The 20,265-nt window shown below is 68.1% G+C and carries 16 protein-coding genes; 5 read left to right on the top strand and 11 right to left on the bottom strand.

Going from position 1 to position 20,265, the window contains the following annotated elements:
- Positions 1-7 precede the first annotated feature (7 nt).
- Complete coding sequence (gene recQ, locus ACZ3HV_RS00970; RefSeq protein WP_465679657.1) at positions 8-1,846, top strand: DNA helicase RecQ; 1,839 nt, start codon at positions 8-10, stop codon at positions 1,844-1,846.
- Between the two features lie 81 nt (positions 1,847-1,927).
- Entirely contained in the window at positions 1,928-2,503 is a 576-nt protein-coding gene (locus tag ACZ3HV_RS00965; protein ID WP_465679656.1) for a dihydrofolate reductase family protein, read from the top strand.
- A 1-nt stretch (position 2,504) separates the two neighbouring features.
- Here ACZ3HV_RS00965 and ACZ3HV_RS00960 read toward each other — a convergent pair whose 3' ends face one another.
- Both ACZ3HV_RS00960 and ACZ3HV_RS00955 read right to left on the bottom strand, forming a co-directional pair.
- The gene (locus ACZ3HV_RS00960) at positions 2,505-3,656 is read right to left on the bottom strand and encodes a serine hydrolase domain-containing protein (RefSeq protein ID WP_465679655.1); all 1,152 of its coding nucleotides are present in this window, start codon (positions 3,654-3,656) and stop codon (positions 2,505-2,507) included.
- On the bottom strand, positions 3,653-4,552 hold the full coding sequence (locus tag ACZ3HV_RS00955; RefSeq protein ID WP_465679653.1) for a LysR family transcriptional regulator: 900 nt from the start codon (positions 4,550-4,552) through the stop codon (positions 3,653-3,655). Before ACZ3HV_RS00955 ends, ACZ3HV_RS00960 begins: the two co-directional genes overlap by 4 nt.
- Before the next feature lie 101 nt (positions 4,553-4,653).
- Between ACZ3HV_RS00955 and ACZ3HV_RS00950 the strand changes: the two genes are divergently transcribed.
- Positions 4,654-5,373, top strand: a complete 720-nt coding sequence (locus ACZ3HV_RS00950; protein ID WP_465679652.1) for an SDR family oxidoreductase — start codon at positions 4,654-4,656, stop codon at positions 5,371-5,373.
- 40 nt (positions 5,374-5,413) lie between these two features.
- Positions 5,414-6,157, top strand: coding sequence for an SDR family oxidoreductase (locus tag ACZ3HV_RS00945; protein WP_465680422.1), 744 nt, complete (start codon positions 5,414-5,416; stop codon positions 6,155-6,157).
- On the opposite strand, the gene ACZ3HV_RS00940 is transcribed toward ACZ3HV_RS00945, so the two are convergent.
- From ACZ3HV_RS00940 to ACZ3HV_RS00915, 6 genes are all read right to left on the bottom strand, one after another.
- The gene (locus ACZ3HV_RS00940) at positions 6,148-6,519 is read right to left on the bottom strand and encodes a VOC family protein (protein ID WP_465679651.1); all 372 of its coding nucleotides are present in this window, start codon (positions 6,517-6,519) and stop codon (positions 6,148-6,150) included. The two genes, ACZ3HV_RS00945 and ACZ3HV_RS00940, sit on opposite strands and share 10 nt — an antisense overlap.
- A gap of 87 nt (positions 6,520-6,606) precedes the next feature.
- Positions 6,607-8,469 carry a DUF3352 domain-containing protein gene (locus ACZ3HV_RS00935; RefSeq protein WP_465679650.1) on the bottom strand — a complete coding sequence of 621 codons (1,863 nt, stop codon included), beginning with the start codon at positions 8,467-8,469 and terminating at the stop codon, positions 6,607-6,609.
- 48 nt (positions 8,470-8,517) lie between these two features.
- Complete coding sequence (locus ACZ3HV_RS00930) at positions 8,518-9,138, bottom strand: hypothetical protein (RefSeq protein WP_465679648.1); 621 nt, start codon at positions 9,136-9,138, stop codon at positions 8,518-8,520.
- A gap of 33 nt (positions 9,139-9,171) precedes the next feature.
- A complete protein-coding gene (gene dnaE, locus ACZ3HV_RS00925) occupies positions 9,172-12,720 on the bottom strand; it encodes a DNA polymerase III subunit alpha (protein WP_465679647.1) in 3,549 nt (1,182 codons plus the stop codon).
- Positions 12,721-12,994: 274 nt separating this feature from the next.
- Positions 12,995-14,683, bottom strand: a complete 1,689-nt coding sequence (locus ACZ3HV_RS00920; RefSeq protein ID WP_465679645.1) for a glycoside hydrolase family 13 protein — start codon at positions 14,681-14,683, stop codon at positions 12,995-12,997.
- A gap of 93 nt (positions 14,684-14,776) precedes the next feature.
- Positions 14,777-17,107: an ATP-binding protein gene (locus tag ACZ3HV_RS00915; protein WP_465679644.1), complete on the bottom strand. Its 2,331-nt coding sequence runs from the start codon at positions 17,105-17,107 to the stop codon at positions 14,777-14,779.
- Between the two features lie 59 nt (positions 17,108-17,166).
- Between ACZ3HV_RS00915 and ACZ3HV_RS00910 the strand changes: the two genes are divergently transcribed.
- Positions 17,167-17,970 carry an alpha/beta hydrolase gene (locus tag ACZ3HV_RS00910; RefSeq protein ID WP_465679643.1) on the top strand — a complete coding sequence of 268 codons (804 nt, stop codon included), beginning with the start codon at positions 17,167-17,169 and terminating at the stop codon, positions 17,968-17,970.
- Positions 17,971-17,982: 12 nt separating this feature from the next.
- On the opposite strand, the gene ACZ3HV_RS00905 is transcribed toward ACZ3HV_RS00910, so the two are convergent.
- The 3 genes from ACZ3HV_RS00905 to ACZ3HV_RS00895 are packed head-to-tail and all read right to left on the bottom strand — an operon-like array spanning position 17,983 to position 20,197.
- Positions 17,983-18,891, bottom strand: coding sequence for an RluA family pseudouridine synthase (locus tag ACZ3HV_RS00905; RefSeq protein WP_465680421.1), 909 nt, complete (start codon positions 18,889-18,891; stop codon positions 17,983-17,985).
- Positions 18,892-18,905: 14 nt separating this feature from the next.
- Positions 18,906-19,487, bottom strand: coding sequence for a signal peptidase II (gene lspA, locus ACZ3HV_RS00900; RefSeq protein ID WP_465679641.1), 582 nt, complete (start codon positions 19,485-19,487; stop codon positions 18,906-18,908).
- 23 nt (positions 19,488-19,510) lie between these two features.
- Entirely contained in the window at positions 19,511-20,197 is a 687-nt protein-coding gene (locus ACZ3HV_RS00895) for a TraR/DksA family transcriptional regulator (RefSeq protein WP_465679640.1), read from the bottom strand.
- Positions 20,198-20,265 lie beyond the last annotated feature (68 nt).

Raw genomic sequence — 20,265 nt, 5'->3', positions numbered from 1 at the left:
TCGCGGGGTGACCGAGACAACCGGGCTGCCCGTTTCAGAAGCTGTCGATGTGCTGCGCCGGGTCTTCGGGTACGACGCCTTCCGCGGCGAGCAGGCGGAGATCATCGACACGGTCGTGGCTGGTGGCGACGCGCTGGTGCTGATGCCGACCGGCGGCGGGAAGTCACTGTGCTACCAGATCCCGGCGCTGGTCCGATCCGGTGTGGGCGTGGTGATCTCGCCACTGATCGCGTTGATGCAGGACCAGGTCGACGCGCTGACGGCGCTCGGCGTCCGGGCCGGATTCCTGAACTCCACTCAGGACTTCGAGCAGCGGCGCGAGGTCGAGCAGGCGTTCCTGGCCGGCGAGCTGGATCTGCTCTACCTCGCGCCCGAGCGCCTCCGGGTCGAAGCGACGGTGCGGCTGCTCGACCAGGGCAAGATCGCCCTGTTCGCGATCGACGAGGCGCATTGTGTGTCGCAGTGGGGCCACGACTTCCGGCCCGACTACCTGATGCTGTCCGAGCTGCACGAGCGGTGGCCCGACGTACCGCGGATCGCGCTGACCGCGACGGCGACCGAGGCGACGCACCAGGAGATCGCGACCCGGCTGAAGCTGGGCGACGCGAAACACTTCGTCGCGAGCTTCGACCGGCCGAACATCCAGTACCGGATCGTCCCGAAGGACAACCCGCAGCGGCAGTTGCTCGACTTGCTGCGGACCGAGCATGCCGGGGACGCGGGCATCGTTTACCGCCTGTCCCGTAACAGCGTCGAGAAGACCGCGGCTTTCCTTACGCAGAACGGGATCGAGGCCCTGCCGTACCACGCCGGTCTGGACAGCCGGACGCGTGCGGCCAACCAGGCCAGGTTCCTGCGTGAGGACGGCCTGGTGGTGGTCGCGACGATCGCGTTCGGGATGGGGATCGACAAGCCCGACGTACGGTTCGTCGCGCATCTCGATCTGCCGAAGTCGGTCGAGGGCTACTACCAGGAGACCGGCCGTGCCGGGCGGGACGGGCTGCCGTCGACGGCGTGGCTCGCCTACGGACTGCAGGACGTCGTACAGCAACGGAAGATGATCGATACGTCCGAAGGTGATCTCGCGCATCGGCGCCGGCTTAGCGCGCACCTCGACGCGATGCTCGCGTTGTGCGAGACCGTGCAGTGCCGGCGATCCCAACTGCTCGCGTACTTCGGTCAGCACGGCGACACGTGTGGGAACTGCGACACCTGCCTGACGCCACCGGAGTCGTGGGACGGGACGATCGCGGCGCAGAAGCTGCTGTCCACGGTGTATCGGTTGCAGCACGAGCGCGGCCAGAAGTTCGGTGCCGGTCAGCTGATCGACATCCTGCTCGGCAAGGAGACCGAGAAGGTCAAGCAGTTCCGGCACGATCAGCTGTCCGTGTTCGGGATCGGGACCGAGCTCAAGGACACCGAGTGGCGCGGCGTGATCCGGCAGCTGCTGGCGCTGCGACTGCTCACGGTGGAGGGCGACTACGGCACGCTCGTGCTCACCGAGGAGAGCGGCGAGGTCCTCGGCCGGCGTCGCGAGGTGATGATGCGGCGCGAGCCCGAGCGGGTCCGGGTGAAATCCAGGTCCTCGTCGGGTAGCAAGAAGGCGGCTGCCGACCTGTCCCCCGAGGCTACGGAGGTGTTCGAACGGCTACGCACGTGGCGTGCGTCGGTGGCCAAGGAGCAGGGCGTCCCCGCCTACGTGATCTTCCACGACGCGACGCTACGCCAGATCGCCACCGACCTGCCCACCACCTTGGCCGAGCTCGGCCGCATCAGCGGCGTAGGCGAAAACAAACTCGCCAAGTACGGCGAAGGCGTCCTGGAAGCACTGGCCGACCCAGAGTGATGTCGAATCCGGGTCGGGGTCTTCGACGCGAAGGCAGAGGGTGCGGAACGACCGCACCGCCGAAGCCAAGGAGAAACGTTCATGTCCTCATCGGTGTTGTTGATGTCGATGTCTGCCGACGGTTACATCGCGGGGCCGGACGATCGGCCGGGGAAGCCGGGCGGCGACGACTTCATGCGGCTGCACGAGTGGTACCTGACTGACGACGAGGTCGGCCGGCCGGAGGGTGAGGCCGGCGTGATCTGGGACGAGCTCAACGCCACCGGTGCAGTGCTCGTCGGACGCCGGACGGCGGAACAGGTCGACTACTACGGTGGCGATCACCACGGCGTGCCGATCTTTGTGCTCAGTCACGACCCGGCGCCGCCCGCGGCCGCGCAGTACGAGACGGTGACCTTCGTCGACGACATCGTGACCGCGATGGCGCAGGCGAAGGCGGCGGCCGGGGACAAGGACGTACTGGTCCACGGCGCTGTCACGGCACGGGCTGCGCTCGAGGCCGGCGTACTGGACGAGCTGCAGATCGACCAGGTCCCCGTGCTGTTCGGGAGCGGGATGCGGTTGTTCGACCTACTCTCGCACCGGATCGAACTCGAGATCGCCCGCGTGATCGACACCCCCAAGGCCACCCACATCCGCTACCGCGTCCGCCGGTGACTCACCCGAGCAGAGGCTGAAGGGCTTGCATCAGGTCGGTCATCGCCTTGCCGACATTTCTGTCGCCGTCGGCGAAGAGCAGGGCGGCGGAGACCTTCTTCCCGGGGAGCACCATGAGCAGGCTGCTGTGGTCAGGGGTACCGCCGCCGTGGCCGTAGGTCCGGCCGATGCCGACGTCGTCCGGGAACAACGCCGTACCCAGCCCATACTCCCCGTCGCCTCTGGTCATCTCGCTGACCAACTCGGTCGGCAACACGCGAGCGCCGTAGAGCTGGTACCCCCAGCGCGCGAGGGTCGGCGCGTCGGCGGCAAGTCCGGCCACTGGCCCAGCCGCGCTCGCCCACCCGCGGCACGGAAGGTAGCCGTCGGGCGCACCACACGAGTAATTGTCGTCCACAGCCGCCGGAGGCCGCGGCTTCTCCCCGTCCTGGAAGGCGACGTGCTTCAGCCCGGCGGGCGTGGCGAGGTCGCTACGGAGCACGCCTGCGTACGGCTCACCGGTCACCTTCTCGATCAGCAGGCCCAGCAGCGCATAGCTGGTTGCGCTGTAAGCGAAGGGGCTACCTGGCGCTCCGATCTGTGCGCTGTTGTACGCGAGAGTCTCTTCGATGGTCCAATGCTTGCTCGGCGCCGCTGCGACTGCCCTGTCCAGCTTGAGGAAGTCGTCGCCGCCGAAGTCCGGAACACCGGAGGTCATCGACAGATGCTGCCGGACTGTCGCGTTGTTCGCGGTCAGCTTGTGCGGCACGTACGTCGAGATCGGCTTGTCCAGGTCGACCTTGCCCGCCTTGGCGAGCAGCATCACCTCGGCCGCGACGAACGTCATCGTGATGTCCCCGGCAGCCATGGCCGTCTCCGGACGCAACGGCGTGCCGCGGATGTCGGTCCCGGCCGCGCCCGCCCAGGTCCAGCGATCGGTAACGACCGCAGCGGTCGCACCTCGCGAGCCTGTTTGAGCGTCGGGGGATGCGATCACCATGTCGACCACGTTCTGTAAGGCCTTCGCCTTCGCCGGGTCGAGTGTCCCGGTCCCCGGCTCCGGGAAGGCCTGCGCCGACGCAGGCGTGGTCGGCGTTGGCGCCGGACTCTCTCCCCCACCAGAACATCCCACCACCAGCGCAAACACCAGGAGGGCGGTTGCGCTCCACCTCATTCTTCGATGATGCCACTGTTCGGGCCGGATGGCGCCCACTCGACCGCGGTCGCGACGTCGGCGAAGTCGTGGAGGAGGCGAGAGCGGCGGGTGGCTATCCAGGCCAGGGCGACCTTGTTGGTGGTGAGGTCGTTCACGGGTACGACGGAGACGTCGGAGCGCTGGTAGTAGGTCGCTACCGATAACGGGATGATCGAGACGCCCCGGCCGGCCGCGACATGCTCGAGTTTCTCTTCGACGCTGCGGTAGGTGGGGACCGGCTTCGGGTGGCCGAGGCGGAGTTCGACGGCGATGTCACGCCACTCGGGTACGGCCTCCGGGTCCTGAAGCAAATGTTCGTCCGCGAGATCGCTGATGTCGATCAGCGGCTTGCCGGCCAGCCGGTGATCGGCCGGGACCATCGCGACCCTGGGCTCCTCGAACAGCGGCCGGAGACTCAGCCCGGCCTGGTCGATCGGCAGGCGCACGATGCTGACGTCGACCCGGCCGTCGTGAAGTACGTCGACCTGGTCGTCCCACGTCGTGCGGATCAACTCGACCTCGACGTCCGGATGGGCCGCACCGAAGGCCCGGACCGCCTCGGTCACTGTGAGCCCGGGCATGAAACCGATCGTGAACGTCTTCGAACCACGTGCCGCCTGCGCCACCCGGCGTCGGGTTGCCTCCGCCGCGGCCAGCAGCGGCCGGGCATCGTCGAGCAACTGACGCCCGGCCGGCGTCAGCTCGGTCGCGCGCTTGGTCCGGACGAACAGCTGGGCACGAAGCTCGTCCTCCAGTGCACGGATCTGCCGGGACAGCACCGGCTGGGCGATGTGCAACCGCTCCGCCGCCCGGCCGAAGTGCAGTTCGTCTGCCACGGCGACGAAGTACCTGAGCTTGCGGAGATCAACGTCCATAATACCTTCAGGGTATTACAGCCGCCGGAACAGGTCTTGGACTGCGGCCGCTCACCGCCCGCATCGTGGAAGGGAATCCCCCAACCACGAAAGGCAGTTCCATGACTGTGCAGGACCAGCGCGTCGTCCTCCTCGGCGGTACGTCGGGGATCGGCCTCGCGACCGCCGGCCTCGCCGCCGCCCAGGGTGCGACCGTGATCGTTGCCTCCAGCAACCACGAGTCCGTGAAGCGCGCGCTGGACACCCTCCCCGCGACCGCAACCGGCCAGGCCGTCGACCTCACGGATCCCGTGGCGGTCAAGGCCTTCTTCGACGGCCTCGACGCGTTCGACCACCTCGTCTACACCGCGGGTGAGTCGCTCACTCTCCTCGACATCGCAGCGATGGACCTGGCCCAGGCCCGAAAGGCGTTCGAGCTCCGCTACTTCGGTGCGCTGGGTGCGGTCAGCGCCGCCGCGTCGAAGATCCGCCCGGGTGGTTCCGTCGTACTGACGACCGGTGCCGCAGGCGACCGTCCGAACCCGGGCTGGTCGGTGGCGGCCAGCATCTGTGGGGCGGTCGACTCCCTCGTCCGCGCGCTCGCCGTGGAGCTGGCACCACTGCGCGTCAACGCGGTCAAGCCCGGCGTGGTCCGCTCGCCACTGTGGTCGAACCTGTCCGTCGAGGACCAGCAGACGCTGTACGACGAGACGTCGCGGCTGCTGCCGGTCGGCCGGGTCGGCGAGGTCACGGACATCGCCGAGGCCTACGTCTACCTGATGAACCAGGGCTACGCGACGGGCACGATCCTCACGGTCGACGGCGGCCACGTCCTCGTCTGACACGGCAGACTGAAGACATGGCACGCATTCTCGTCACCGGATCCGCGACGGCCTGGGGCACCTGGCCGCCTCCGAGCTCATCGATCAAGGGCACGACGTCGTACTCCACGCCCGCAACCAGGCCCGCGCCGCCGACGCCACGGCCGCACTGCCCAAGGCCTCGGGCGTGCTGATCGGCGACCTCGCGAGTATCGCGGAGACGCGCGAACTGGCCCGGCAGGCGAACGAGTCGGGGCGGTTCGACGTGGTGATCCACAACGCGGCCGTCGGCTACCAGGAACCGCGGATCGAGACGGTCGACGGGCTCGAGCACGTGTTCGCGGTCAACGCCTTGGCGCCGTACCTGATGACCGCCCTGATCGATCGGCCGGACCGGCTGGTCTATCTGAGCTCCGGCATGCACGAGGGCGGCGACGTCGTCCTCGATGATCTGCAGTGGACCCGACGGCGATGGCGTGGAGCGCAGGCGTACTCGGACTCGAAGCTGTACGACGTGATCCTGGCCTTCGCGGTAGCCCGGCTGTGGCCCGATGTCCGATCGAATGCTGTGGATCCGGGCTGGGTCCCGACCAAGATGGGTGGCCGGGGTGCGCCCGGTGACCTGAGCCAAGGTCATCTGACGCAGGTCTGGCTGGCCACCGCGCCGAGTGCACCGAGCGGCGGGTACTACTACCACCTGCAGCCCCACCGGACGCACCCGGCCGCGTCTGATCCCGAGGTGCAGGCGGCCTTCCTGGACGCCTGCGCCTCGCTCACCGGGATCACGATGCCGGGTCATTCCTGAGACACGTACAGCCTGTTCCCGTCCTGGTCGCGGAGGCTGAACATCGGCGGAACACCCGGCCATTCGAGCAGTTCGCCGGTGTCGATCCCTTCGGCGAGGAAGTGCTTGTGCGCCGCCGGCGCGTCCGGGCTCGACAGCCGGATGCCGGTGTCGACGCCGGCCGGATTCTCCTCCGAGGCCGGCACCAGGGCGATGCTCGCAGCGGCACCGGCCGGCGCGACCACGATCCACCGGCCGCCGAACTGCGGCAGCGGTGCGTCCATCAACAGCTCGAAGCCCAGCGTCCCGGTGTAGAACGTGACCGCCCGATCCTGATCGGTGACCGGTACGCCGACGGTCCGAATGCCGGTGAAGTGGTTCATCTTGGTTCTCCTCCTGGGTGAAAGGTGCCTTCACCCAGGAGGTAGAAGCCGTCCGGCCGATTTCGACATCACCGGCCGGAGAAATTCCTACTTCGCGACGACCCGCAGAGTGAACTCCGCCTGGCCATCGCCGGTGGAGCGAGCCACGAACCCGCCGGAGCGGAGTGCGGCCAGATCCTTGTCCGAGCCGAACTTCGGGCTGAGCGAGCCCACCGACTCGAAGTCGACGTACCCGATCGTCACCGCACCCTTGGTGTCGGGCAGGGCCTGCTTGAAGTTCTCGGTCTGGCCGAGGTTGCCACCCTTCAGCACCTGCTCGGCGTAGTCCTTGTCGGTGGCGAGGACGAGGGTGTCGTTGTCCTTCGCGCTCTCGATCGGGATGTTGGCCGAGCTGCGCTCGTGCAGCAGCGTGGTCAGCTTCTCCACCACCGGCTCGGCCTTCGCCGGGTCGGTCTCCATCCGGGCCGCGATCTTCGGGCCGTTCGCCGCGTCCTTGTCGATCGCGACCGCAAGGTTCTTGCCCAGCAGGCTCTTCAGGTCGTCCGGCAGGTTCAGGCCGGTCTCCTTGGTGATCTGCTCGGTCAGCTCCTTGATGTTGCCGTTGGCAGCCTTGTCGATCTGCTTCCACATCGTGTCGACCAGGTTCTCGCCGCCCGACACCGCGATCGCCCCGGCCGTGGTGTCCGGCAGCTTGGTGACCACATCGGCAGCGTCGGCCGAGTTGACCTTGATGCTCTGGTCGCCCTGGGCGATGCCCTTCAGCTCGACGTACGACGAGTCGAACCGCAGCGAGGCGGCCATACTCGCGTCGCCGACGCCGGCCAGCGCCTCGGAGTCGACCTTGCCGGAGATCGAGGCGATCCCCTTCATGTCGGCCCAGACCGAGGCGAAGCCCTGCTCGCCGAGCTTGTCCATGTCCGCGCTGAACTTGGCGTTCTTGTCCAACGGGTTGTCCTTGGCGGTGGCGACGGCCGCGTCGACGGTGGCCTGGTCGTCAGCGAGCAGCACGTACCCGTTGCTGAACGCGCGGCCCGGCTTCTTGTCCTCGCCGGCCATCAGCTTGTCCAGGCCCTTGGTGGCCTCGCCCTCGTTCTTCACCTGCACCGCGACCACGACGACCGGGTCGTCCTTGCCGTCGGCGGGCGGCAGCGCGGCGATCCCGGCGCGCTCGCCGAGCCACGGCTTGACGTCCTTGTCGTAGTCGACGTCGGCCAGGTCGTCACCGGCGTACTTCTTGATCTGCTCGAACAGCTTCTGCCGCAGGTCGTCCTTCTCGCCGGTCAGGCCGAACTTGTCCTTGACCGACGGGAACTTCATCAGGAACCGGATCGCCGCGACCTTCTGGCCGGCCGACGGGTTCAGGTCGACCCGGGCGTAGGCGACGGCGGTGCCCGGCAGCACGGCGGCCGGCTGGTCGCCGCCCTTGAGCTTGCCGTAGGCAAAGATTCCGCCACCGGCGACGACGAGCACCATGGCCAGCGCCGCGATCAGCGGGATGACCTTGCCGCGCTTCTTCTTGGGCTCCGGCTGCCACTGCGGCTGCCCGTACCCGGGCGGCCCCTGCGGCGGCTGCCCACCGACATGCATCTGCTCGTACGACGCCTGCTCACCGGCCTGCCCGTACGGCGCCTGACCCGGCTGCCCGTACTGCGGACCGGGCTGACCGTAGTGCGGCCCACCGGCGTACTGCGGAGCGCCCTGCTGCGGAGCGCCCTGCTGCGGCGCGCCCTGCGGGTAACCAGGCTGCGGTGCACCCTGCTGCGGCTGGCCAGGCTGGTACTGCTGCTGTCCGGGCTGCGGCCACAGGTTCTGGCCTTGGCCCTGCTGCGGCGGTCCGGCCGGCGGGCGCTGGCCCTGCTGCGGTCCGCCGTACTGGCCTTGGCCGTAGGGGTTCTGGGGGTTCTGCTGGCCGCCGGCACCGGGGTACGGCGGGGTGTTCTGGTCGGACATATGCTCCCTCGCGTGTTCCAGTGGCCTCACCCACCGGACCCGCAAACGCTACTGCACCGGTGGTGCAGGGTCTGACGCGGCAGGTTGCGATGTGGTTGCAACCGGTTCGCTGCGCCAGGTGGTGGCGGCCAGGATGGCGCACGCGAGGGCGGCACCGATCAGCCAGGAGACCGCTGGGGTCCAGGTGTGCAGCTCGAGGGGCGCGGAGACCAGGTCACCGGGCTTGGCCGCCTGCAGGCGCGGCTGGATCGGGTCGTGGCCGAGCAGCATGCCCACTCCCCAGGCGATGCCGGAGCCGAGGCATGCGCCGAGCGTCACGATCGCGACCGACCACGGACCGTAGTTCCGCAGCCACCAGAACAGTGCACCACCGAGGACGAGCGCGGCCAAGAAGCCGATCGAGGTGAAGGTGCCGTCCGGACCGAAGATCCGGGTCATCTGCTCCTCCCCCAGCGCTCCACCGTTCTCGTCCACGGTGTACTGCGCCAGCGGCGAGAACTGCTGCCACGCCCACCCGGCCACCACACCGGCGACCAGGAACACGACCACGGTCACCACGATCGCCTTCGCCCACGGCATCCGCGGCTCCGGCTGGGTCGGCGTACCGAAGGGTGCACCGGCCGGGGGCGGAACGTAGGGAGACGGCTGCGTGGGCTGCGGTTGAGTCACGTCGACAGTGTGACGCATCGAATCCAGCCCCAATCAGCTGGCCAGGCAGGACGGACCGAGCAGTGCCTTGAGGTCCGCCATCAGCGACGACGTCGGAGTCACCCGGAACCGGTCGCCGATCCGCATCACCGTCGTCTTCTGCCGGGCCTGCAGCCGCAACTGCACCTCGGTCATCCCGGGATGCGACTGCAGCACGTCCCGCAGTTGCTCGACCAGCGGCGGCGTACAGCGGTTCACCGGCATCGTGATCACCACCGGCCCGCTGGGGCCTTCGGTCAGATCCGGCACGATCACTTCCGAGCCGCTCAGCTCGAGCCGGTCCTCGCGCCGGCGGACCCGGCCCTTCATCAGGATGATCGCGTCGTTGGTCAGCAGGTGCGCGTGCAGCTGGTACGCCGAGGAGAACATCATCACCTCGATCGAACCTTCGAGGTCCTCGATGGTGACGATCGCGTAGATGTCGCCGCGTTTGTTCACCTTCCGCTGGACCGCGGTGACCAGGCCGCCGATCGTCACCTGGGAGCCGTCCGGCCGGTCCTCGTCGGCGAGCAGCTGACCGATGGTGCAGTCACTGCCGTTGGTGAGCACGTGCTCGACGCCGAACAGCGGGTGGTCGGACACGTAAAGCCCCAGCATGTCGCGCTCGTGCGCGAGCTTGGTCGCCTTGTCCCACTCCTCGATCTCGGGAACGGTGACGGTCAGCCGGCTGTTGCCCTCGCCCTCGTCGGCGTCGTCGTCGCCCATCGAGAACAGGTCGAACTGGCCGTGCGCCTCGTTCCGCTTCAGGTCGATGGCTTCGTCGACGGCCTGCTCGTGCACCGCGACGACCGCACGCCGGGCGTGGTTCATCGAGTCGAACGAGCCGGCCTTGGCCAGCGACTCGATGACGCGCTTGTTGCAGACCGGCAGCGACACCTTGTCGATGAAGTCGACGAAGTCGGTGAACCGGCCCTTCTCCTCGCGGGCCACGACGATCTCGGCGACCACGTTCACGCCGACGTTGCGGATCGCGGACAGGCCGAAGCGGATGTCGGTGCCGACCGGGGTGAAGTTCGAGTCCGACTCGTTCACGTCCGGCGGGAGCACCTTGATGCCCATCCGGCGGCACTCGTTCAGGTAGATCGCCATCTTGTCCTTGTCGTCCTTGACGGACGTGAGGACGGCGGCCATGTACTCCGCCGGGAAGTTGGCCTTCAGGTACGCCGTCCAGTACGAGACCAGCCCGTACGCCGCGGAGTGTGCCTTGTTGAACGCGTAGTCGGAGAACGGGACCAGGACGTCCCAGAGCGCCTTGATCGACTGGGCGGAGAAGCCGTTCTCCTTCATCCCCTCGGAGAAGCCGACATACTCCGCGTCGAGCACCTCGCGCTTCTTCTTGCCCATCGCCCGGCGGAGCAGATCCGCTTTGCCGAGCGTGTAGCCGCCCAGCTGCTGGGCGATCGCCATCACCTGCTCCTGGTAGACGATCAGACCGTAGGTCGTCCCCAGGATCGGCTCGAGCGCGACGGCGAGCTCGTCGTGCGGGTAGCTGATCTCCTGCTGCTTGTTCTTGCGCAGGGCGTAGTTGGTGTGGCTGTTCGCACCCATCGGACCGGGCCGGTACAGCGCGCCGACCGCGGAGATGTCCTCGAAGTTGTCCGGCTTCATCAGCCGCAGCAGCGCCCGCATCGGGCCGCCGTCGAACTGGAACACGCCGAGCGTGTCGCCTCGCCCGAGCAGCTCGAAGGTCGGGCCGTCGTCCAGGCTCTTGGCCAGCTCGTCCAGGTCCAGCGAGATGCCGCGGCTGGCCTCGACGTTCTTGACCGCGTCGTCCATGATCGTCAGGTTGCGCAGGCCCAGGAAGTCCATCTTGACCAGGCCGAGCGTCTCGCAGCTCGGGTAGTCGAACTGGGTGATGACCTGGCCGTCCTGCTCGCGGCGCATGATCGGGATCAGCTCGATCAGCGGCTCCGAGGACATGATCACGCCGGCCGCGTGCACACCCCACTGGCGCTTCAGGTTCTCCAGGCCGCGGGCGGTGTCGACGATCTTGCGCACGTCCTGGTCCGACTCGTACAGCTGGCGGAACTCGCCGGCCTCGGAGTACCGCTTGTGCTGCGGGTCGAAGATCCCGGACAGCGGCACGTCCTTGCCCATCACCGCGGGCGGCATCGCCTTGGTGATCCGGTCCCCCATCGCGAACGGGTAGTCCAGCACCCGGCCGGCGTCCTTGATCGCCTGCTTGGCCTTGATGGTGCCGTAGGTGACGATCATCGCGACCCGGTCGTCGCCGTACTTCTCGGTGACGTACCGGATCACCTCGGGGCGGCGGCGGTCGTCGAAGTCGATGTCGAAGTCGGGCATCGACATCCGCTCCGGGTTCAGGAAGCGCTCGAAGATCAGGCCGTGCTGGAGCGGGTCCAGGTCGGTGATCCGCATCGCGTACGCACACATCGAACCGGCACCGGAACCACGGCCCGGACCGACCCGGATGCCGTGCTCCTTGGCCCAGTTGATGAAGTCCGCGACGACCAGGAAGTAGCCGGCGTACCCCTTCGAGGTGATGACCTCGATCTCGTACTCCGCCTGCTTGCGGACCTGGTCCGGGACGCCGTCGGGATACCGCTTGTGCAGACCGGTCTCGACCTCGGCGACGAACCAGGATTCCTCGTTGTGACCGTCGGGGCAGGGGAAGCGCGGCATGAACCGGCCCTCGCCCTCGGTGAAGCTGACGTCGCACTGCTCGGCGATCAGCAGCGTGTTGTCACACGCCTCCGGCAGTTCCTTCCACACCTCGCGCATCTCGGCCGCGGTCTTGACGTAGAACTCGTTCGCGTCGAACTTGAACCGGTTCGGGTCGGACAGGGTCGAGCCGGACTGGACGCACAGCAGCGCGGCGTGCGCGGTCGAGTCCTCGGGCCTGGTGTAGTGCAGGTCGTTGGTCGCGACCAGCGGGAGGTCGAGCTCACGCGCCAGCTTCAGCAGGTCCTTCTGGATGTCCCGCTCGATGCCGAGGCCGTGGTCCATCAGCTCGCAGTAGAAGTTCTCCTTGCCGAAGATGTCGCGGAACTCCGCGGCGGCCTCGACGGCCTCCTTGTACTGCCCGAGGCGGAGCCGGGTCTGCACCTCGCCGGACGGGCAGCCGGTGGTCGCGATCAGGCCCTGGCCGTAGGTGTTCAGCAGGTCGCGGTCCATCCGGGGCTTGAAGTAGTAGCCCTCGAGGCTGGCCAGCGAGCTCATCTTGAACAGGTTGTGCATGCCGGAGGTGTTCTTCGCCAGCAGCGTCATGTGGGTGTAGGCACCCGAGCCGGAGACGTCGTCGCGGCCCGAGTTCGCGTCGCCCCACTTGACCCGCTTCCGCTCGCTGCGGTGGGTGTGCGGGGTGAGGTACGCCTCCACGCCGATGATCGGCTTGACGTCGTACTTCTTCGCGGTCTTCCAGAACTCGTACGCCCCGAACACGTAGCCGTGGTCGGTGGTGGCGATGGCCGGCATGCCCATCTCCTGGGCGGTTTTGAACAACTCGTCGATCCGCGCGGCGCCGTCCAGCATGGAGTACTCGGTGTGCACGTGCAGGTGCACGAAACTGTCGCTGGACGCCATGTCTGCGCAGACCTCCCGGGGCGTGAGTGAGGTGGACTGCAGCAGCTTAATCGGGCCCGCCGACAGTTCTTCACCGGCTCACCGGGTACGCCGTCGGCTGCCCGATATGCGGGCGTGGACCACACCAGATCCACACCAGTTGGCACTGCCCCGCCGACCGCGGCAGTTGGCCGGCGGGGCAGGCGCTCCATCCTTCCCAGCCGGAGGAATTCGGGAGGATGGAGCGGCCGGCCTGGCGCCGAGCAGGGGTCTCAGAGACGCCAGGCCAGCCGGCTTACGTACCGTCTGGCGGGAGGATCCAGACGGCACTGTTCGGGGGTAGTTTGTCGCCGGCTTCCGGGTCGCTGGCGATCAGCAGGGCGCCATCGACCGGATTGCACACCGGTCGCGGCAAGCAGTTGACGACGCAGACGAATCCGTCGCCTCGCGTGAACGCGAGTACGCCGGGCTCTGTCGGCAGCCATCGGAGGTCGCCGGAGGTGAGCGCCGGTATCCGGTGCCGCAGTGCCAGCGCCTCGCGATAGAGATGCAGCATCGAGTCTCCACTGACCAGCAACTGGTCCGCCGCGTGCTCCGCGAACCAGTCCGGTTGCGGTAGCCACGTCGTACCCGGTGTGCCGCTCGGTGAGAACCCGAAGGTGTCGTGTGCTGCTCTCCAAGGTAGCGGTACCCGACAACCGTCCCGCCCGCGTCGGACGCCGCCACTGCGGTGGAACATCGGATCGGTCAGCAGATGCTCGGGCAGATCGGTCACCTCCGGAAGCCCCAGCTCCTCACCTTGATAGAGGTACGACGATCCCGGCAGCGCGAGCATCAGCAGCGCCGCGGCACGTGCCCGGGCGAGGCCGAGGTCGAGATCGCCGGGTCCGGCGCCCGGTGCTCCGCCGGCATACCGGGTGACGGACCTCGGCATGTCGTGGTTGTTCAGCACCCAGGCGACCGATGATCCGGACCCGGCGATCGTCCCGAGCCCCCGGTCGATCACGTCGTACAGCGCCTCGTCGTCCCACTCGGCGCGGAGGAACTCGAAGTAGAAGGTCTGGTGCAGTTCGTCCGGACGCTGATACTGCGCGAGCTGCTCGGTGTCCAGCAGGCCGACCTCGCCGACCAGGACCCGCTCGCGGCCGGTCCGCCGCGTGTACTCCTCCGCGATCGCTCGCCAACTGCGCCACACCTCGTGCACCTCGGGCTGGTTCCACGCGTGCGGGTTGACCGGGTCGCCGGTGAGCTCGTCGTGGTCGGCGTGCTCGTGATCCGGCAGGCCGTCGGCCTTGTGCAGCCCGTGCGCGACGTCGATCCGCAGCCCGTCCACGCCGCGGTCGAGCCAGAAGCGCAGGACGTCCTCGAAGTACGACGAGACGTCCGGGTGCCGCCAGTTGAAGTCCGGCTGCTCGGCGGCGAACGTGTGCAGGTACCACTGGCTGCGCTCGGTCCCTTCCCCACCACCCGGTCGGGCCGGGACCCGCTGCCAGGCGGACCCACCGAAGATCGACCGCCAGTTGTTCGGCGGCAACTCGCCGTACTCGCCCTGCCCGTCGGCGAAGTGGAAGCGGGCCCGCTCCGGACTGCCCGGGCCGGCCGCGAGCGCCTCGACGAACCAGGGGTGCTCGATCGAGCAGTGGTTCGGTACGACGTCGATGATCACCTTGAGGTCGAGCCAGTGGGCGTCCCGGATCAGCCGGTCGAAGGACTCGAGCGTCCCGTACTCCGGATGGACACCGCGGTAGTCGGACACGTCGTACCCGTGATCGTGCTGCGGTGACGGGTAGAACGGGTTCAGCCACAGGCCGTCGACGCCGAGGCTGCGCAGGTAGGGCAACCGGGCCCGGACGCCGTCGAGGTCGCCGATGCCGTCACCGTCGGAGTCGGCGAAGCTGCGGACATAGACCTGGTAGATGACTGCGTTCCGCCACCAGTCGCTGGTGCTGCCGGGCAGGGGAGGGCAGCTCGGTTCGGCGGGCATGAGGGGTACCTCGGCAACGTAGGAGGGGGACAACGTTGTCAGCAACGATCCCGCTCCGGCGGCCCGCAGACATCGGGACACTTACGGATTTGGCTACCTAGGTACCTGGCGATCGGGGTGCTCGGCGACCCAGCGGGCCACCTGAGCGCGAGAACTGAAGCCGAGTTTGCTGAGGATGTGCTCGACGTGGGTCTCGGCGGTGCGCTGCGAAATGACCAGGCGGGCGGCGATCTCCCGGTTGCTCAGGCCCTCGCCGATCAGCCCCGCGATCTCGTGCTCACGCCGCGTCAGCCGCCCGGCCATTCCCGGCTTCGGAGCCCCGTCACGTTCGGTCTCCTCCCCCAGAGCGAGCGAGACCGCCTGCTCGAACGAGTACGCCGCTCCCTGCGCGAACGCCTGGTCGAACGTCGCGTCGCCGATCACAGCCCGGATGCGCTGCTCGGCCTGGTCGTCGAACTGGCTGTACGGCGTCGTCTCGTCGACATGTGCACCGCTTGACCGCCACACCGCCCGCGACGCACCCATCAGCCGGGCCGCACCCTCGTCGGGCGTCGCCGAGCCGGCACACCAGGACAGGCCCTGGACGCAGAACCCGATGCCGGTTCGGTCGTTCAGCGGTTGCCACAGCCGGATCGCCGTACGGAACGAGCGGGTCGCGTCCTCGAACTGGTCGTGATCGCGCCACAGCACGAGGGCGCGCCCCCACAGCGCATACGCCTTGGACGACGCCGCACCCTGACCGTCGGCCAGTTCGTACGCCGCCCGGCTGAAGTCGTCCACCCGCGGATCGCCGAGGAAGAAGGTTGCCGCGGACAACAAGATCAGCATGTCGAACTCGCCCAACCGGTCCTGGACCGCGCGGTAGCCGGCCAGGCCACTCTCCAGCCGGGCGACGGCACTGGCGAGCTCACCTTGATAGATCAGCGCCTGCCCCTGAACCTCGGCGATCCGGGACCGCAGCCGCTCGTCGTCGTACCGCTCGGCGAGTTCCGCGCACTCGGCCAGCAGCCGGGTCGACTGCTCGGCCTCCCCCAGGAACATGGCGAGATAGGCACCGGCCCAGATTCCCTTCGCCCTGGTCGGGGTCTGCTCCGGCGCGGCGTCGATCGCCCGGCTGAGGTAGCGAAGCCCCTCGCGGAGGAATCCGGCGAACCAGAAGTTCCAGATCGGCGCCGCGATCTCCAGCGCGGCGGCGCCTTCGCCCGGCTCGGCCAGACAGAAGTCGAGGGCGACCCGGAGGTTCTCGTGCTCGCGCCGCAGCCGGATGTACCAGTCGGCCTGCCGCGGGCTGAAGGAGTCCGCCTCCCAGCGGGCCACGAGCGTCCGGTAATAGTCGCGGTGCCGGAGGCGGAACTCACGGGTCCGGCCGTCCTCGGCGAGCTGCCGGCCGCCGTAGTGACAGATGGTCCCAAGCATGTCGTACCAGGCGACCGTGTGGGTGGTGGCCATCGTGCGGCTGATGATCGACTTGTTCACCAAGCCGGCGACGAGGCCGAGCACATCCTCCCGCTCGACACCGTCGCCCGAGCAGACCTCCTCCACTCCCTCCAGGTCGAACCCGCCGGCGAAGACCGACAACCGCTCCCACAGCAACCGCTCGGCCGGCGAGCACAGGTCGTAGCTCCAGCCGATCGCGGTATCCAGCGCCTGCTGCCTGGCCGGACGCGCCGGCCTTCCGCCGGTCAGCAACTTGAAGCGATCCTCAAGCCGGTCGATGATCTGCGCCAACGACAACGTCCGCATCCAGACCGCCGCCAACTCGAGGGCCAGCGGTATGCCGTCCAGCCGCCGGCACACCTCGATCACCTGGGCCCGGTTGGTCTCGTCGATCACGAACTCCGGCACCACCGCACGGACCCGGTCCGCGAAGAGAACCAACGACTCGTACTGATCGGCATCGGCGGCCAGCACCTCCACCGGCGGCGTTGACAACGGTGGAACCGACAGGACCTGCTCGCCCTCGACGCCGAGCACATGCCGGCTCGTGACCAGGATCCGGAGCTGGGGTGCCGCCGCCAGCAGCTTGCTCACCAGTACGGCGCACGCCTCTGCCAGCTGCTCACAGTTGTCGAGCACCAGGAGCAGGTGCTTGTCCTCCAGGTACTCGGCGAGGTCGGCCGTCGGGTTGGCCGACACCTGGCTCAGCTCGAGCGCTCCGGCCAGCGTGTGCCCGAGCAAAGCGGGTTCCTGCAAGGCGCCGAGTTCTACGAACCAGACTCCGTCGGGGAACGTCCGGCGTACCTCTGTCGCCATCCGCAGCACCAGCCGGGTCTTGCCGACTCCCCCGACGCCGGTCAGCGTCAGCAGACGGCTGCTCGACAGCAACCGCCTCGTGTCCGCCAGCGCACGACGCCGCCCCACGAAACTCGTCAGCTCAGCTGGAAGCCGCCCACGAGTCGTCGCCGCAGGCTTCGACTCAGCCATGCCTCAGCCTAGGCCCGATCCGCCTGCTTGAGACCGGCTCGAGGCGCCACACTGATGGAGTGGTGCGCATCGCGATGATCGTGGCAGCCGTGGCTCTGCTGTTGCTGACGGCCCTTTGGGGTTTCCAGCGGCAGCTGATTTACCTGCCCGAGACAGCAGCTGTGGCGTCTGCTGCCACGGTCGGCGGCAAGGACGTGGTGCTGCAGACGAGTGACAGCCTTCAGCTGGGCGGATGGCTGGTGCCGGCTCGGGGTTCCGATCGCGGCATCGCCGTACTGGTCGCCAATGGCAACGGAGGCAACCGCGAGGGACGGGCACCTCTCGCGCACGCGCTGGCTGCTGAGGGGCTGATGGTGTTGCTGTTCGACTACCGCGGCTACGGCGGCAACGAGGGCAGTCCTAGCGAGGAAGGGCTGGCTCGGGACGTGCGCGCGGCACAGCGCTATCTGGTCGAGGAGGTCGGTGTACCGGCGGAGCGCATCGTGTACTTCGGCGAGAGCCTCGGCGCGGCGGTCGTCACCAAACTGGCGACCGAGATCGCACCGGGTGGGCTGGTACTGCGGTCACCGTTCGTCGACCTGGCGTCAGTGGGACAAGCCCACTACCCGTTCCTCCCGGTCCGGCTGCTCCTTCGCGACGAGTTCCCACTCACCAAGCAGCTGGCCAACGTGAAGGCGCCAGTCACCGTGATCTACGGCAGCGCCGACTCCGTCGTACCACCCGACCAGAGTCGCGACGTCGCCCAGTCAGCCACCACGCTGAAGGACCTTGTCGAGATCCCAGGAGCCGACCACAACGATCCGGTGCTGGTAGACGGCGCGCAGGTGGTTGCGGCTGTCGTCAGGCTTGCCGATCAGCTCTGACCCAATTCGCGTTCATTGGGCGTCGACGAGGAGGTCCAATGCGTGGTCGAGGTCGTCGGGGTACTCCGAGGTGAACTCGACGTACTCGCCCGTGCCGGGGTGGGTGAAGCCCAGACGCATGGCGTGGAGCCACTGGCGGGTGAGCTGGAGCCGCTCGGCGAGGACCGGGTCGGCGCCGTACGTGAGGTCGCCGCAGCACGGGTGCCCGATCGCGGACATGTGGACGCGGATCTGGTGCGTCCTTCCGGTCTCGAGGGTGATCTCGAGCAGGGTGGCGTACCTGAACGCCTCGAGCGTCTCGTAGTGCGTCACGCTCGGCTTGCCGCCCGCGACGACGCCGAACTTGTAGTCGTGATGCGGGTGCCGGTCGATCGGGGCGTCCACGGTGCCGGTGAACGGGTCGGGGTGACCCTGCACCAGCGCGTGGTAGATCTTCTTGACCGTGCGCTCCTTGAAGGCGCGCTTGAGCACCGTGTACGCGTACTCCGTCTTCGCGACCACCATCAGCCCGGAGGTGCCGACGTCGAGCCGGTGCACGATGCCCTTGCGCTCGGCGGCGCCACTGGTGGAGATGGTGAAGCCCGCGCCGGCCAGGTGGCCGATCACGGTCGGGCCGGTCCACCCGGGAGACGGGTGCGCGGCCACGCCGACCGGTTTGTCGACCACGATGATCTCGTCGTCGTCGTACACGATCCGCAGGTTGTCCACCGTCTCCGGTACGACGGTCACTTCGCCTGGCGGAGGTGGTAGCTCGACGTCGAGCAGGACGCCGGCCGCGACCCGGGACGACTTGGGTGCCGGGGCACCGTCGACCTGGACCAGGCCGGACTCGATCAGCTCGGCGGCCTTGGTCCGGGACACGCCGAACAGGCGGGACAGCGCCGCGTCCAGCCGCTCGCCGGCCAGCCCGTCCGGCACCATCACGGTCCGCGAGCTCACTTGCGCTGCTCCCGGGTCCCGTCGAGCTTGATTCCGCGCAGCGTCTGGATCACCAGCAGGATCGCGGCCGACGTGACCGCCATGTCCGCGATGTTGAAGATCGCCCAGTGCGGGGTCTGCAGGAAGTCGACCACGTGCCCGTGGAACGGCGACGGCTCGCGGAAGACCCGGTCGATGATGTTGCCGACCGCGCCGCCGAACAGGAGCCCGAACGCGACCGCCCACCCGGCCGACCCGAGCTTGCGAGACAGGTAGATGACGCCGATCGCGACGGTGATCTGCACCGCGCTGATGTAGGGCGTGTACCCACTCCCCAGGCTGAACGCGGCGCCCGAGTTCCGGATCAGGTTGAACTTCAGCAGGCTCCCGATCACGTTCACCGGCTCACCCGGCGTCAGATGCTGCAGCGCCAGCGCCTTGGTCAGCTGATCGAGGAACAGGATCAGCAACCCGACGCCGCCGAACAGCAGCATCCACTTCCAGGACCTCGTCGTCGGCGCACCGCCGCCGGGGTCCGGAGACGACGGAGAACCGGCCGACTCGAGGTCGGCCGGTTCCGGTGACTCCGCGTCCCCCACCTGACGGGACGAAGCTGGACCGTTCAGCGGCGTTCTTCGCGTTCTTTGCATGACACGCACAGTGTCGCACGCGGGAACGCCTGCAACCGACCCTTGCCGATCGCGTTGCCGCAGCTCTCGCAGACGCCGTAGGTACCGTCCTCGATCTTGGCCAGCGCGCGCTCGATCTGTTCGAGCATGTCCCGGGCGTTGTTCGCCAGCGACATCTCGTGGTCGCGCTCGAGCGTGGTGGAGCCGACGTCGGCCTGGTCGTTCCCCGCGCCGTCACCGCCGTCGCGGAGCAGGCCGACGATCTCCTGCTCGGCGTCGTGGATCTCCTTCTTCAGGTGCACCACGTCGGCTTCGAGCTCGCCGCGGAGCTCGGCCAGCTCGGCCGCCGTCCACGGGGTCTCGCCGGACTTCACCGTGAGGGTCTCTGCCTTGTGTGCTGCGGACTTGGCCGGCGCCGTTGCCGAGGTCCTGTTCTCGTTCGTCTTCATGGCCACCCTCTTCGTTGTCGCTTGCTTGGCAGGGGTCTTCTTGGCCGGAGCCTTCGCCGCGGTGGTCTTCGAAGTCTTCTTCGCCGCGGGAGTCTTGGTGGCCGGCGAGGTCTTCGCCGGAGCCTTCTTGCGGGCCGTGGTCGCGGCCGGCTCGGTCGTCTTCTTCGCGGCACTCTTCTTGGCCGCGGTGGTGCGTTGGGGGGCGGTCTTCTTGGGAGCCGATGAAGCCATGGTCAGCTACCCCCTGCCTTAGTCGGAGACTGAAGCGGACTGGTCGCAAGACAGTAGGCCACGTGGTT

Source organism: Kribbella sp. NPDC020701 (genome assembly GCF_055562215.1).
This window is presented reverse-complemented; position numbering and strand designations above follow the sequence as displayed.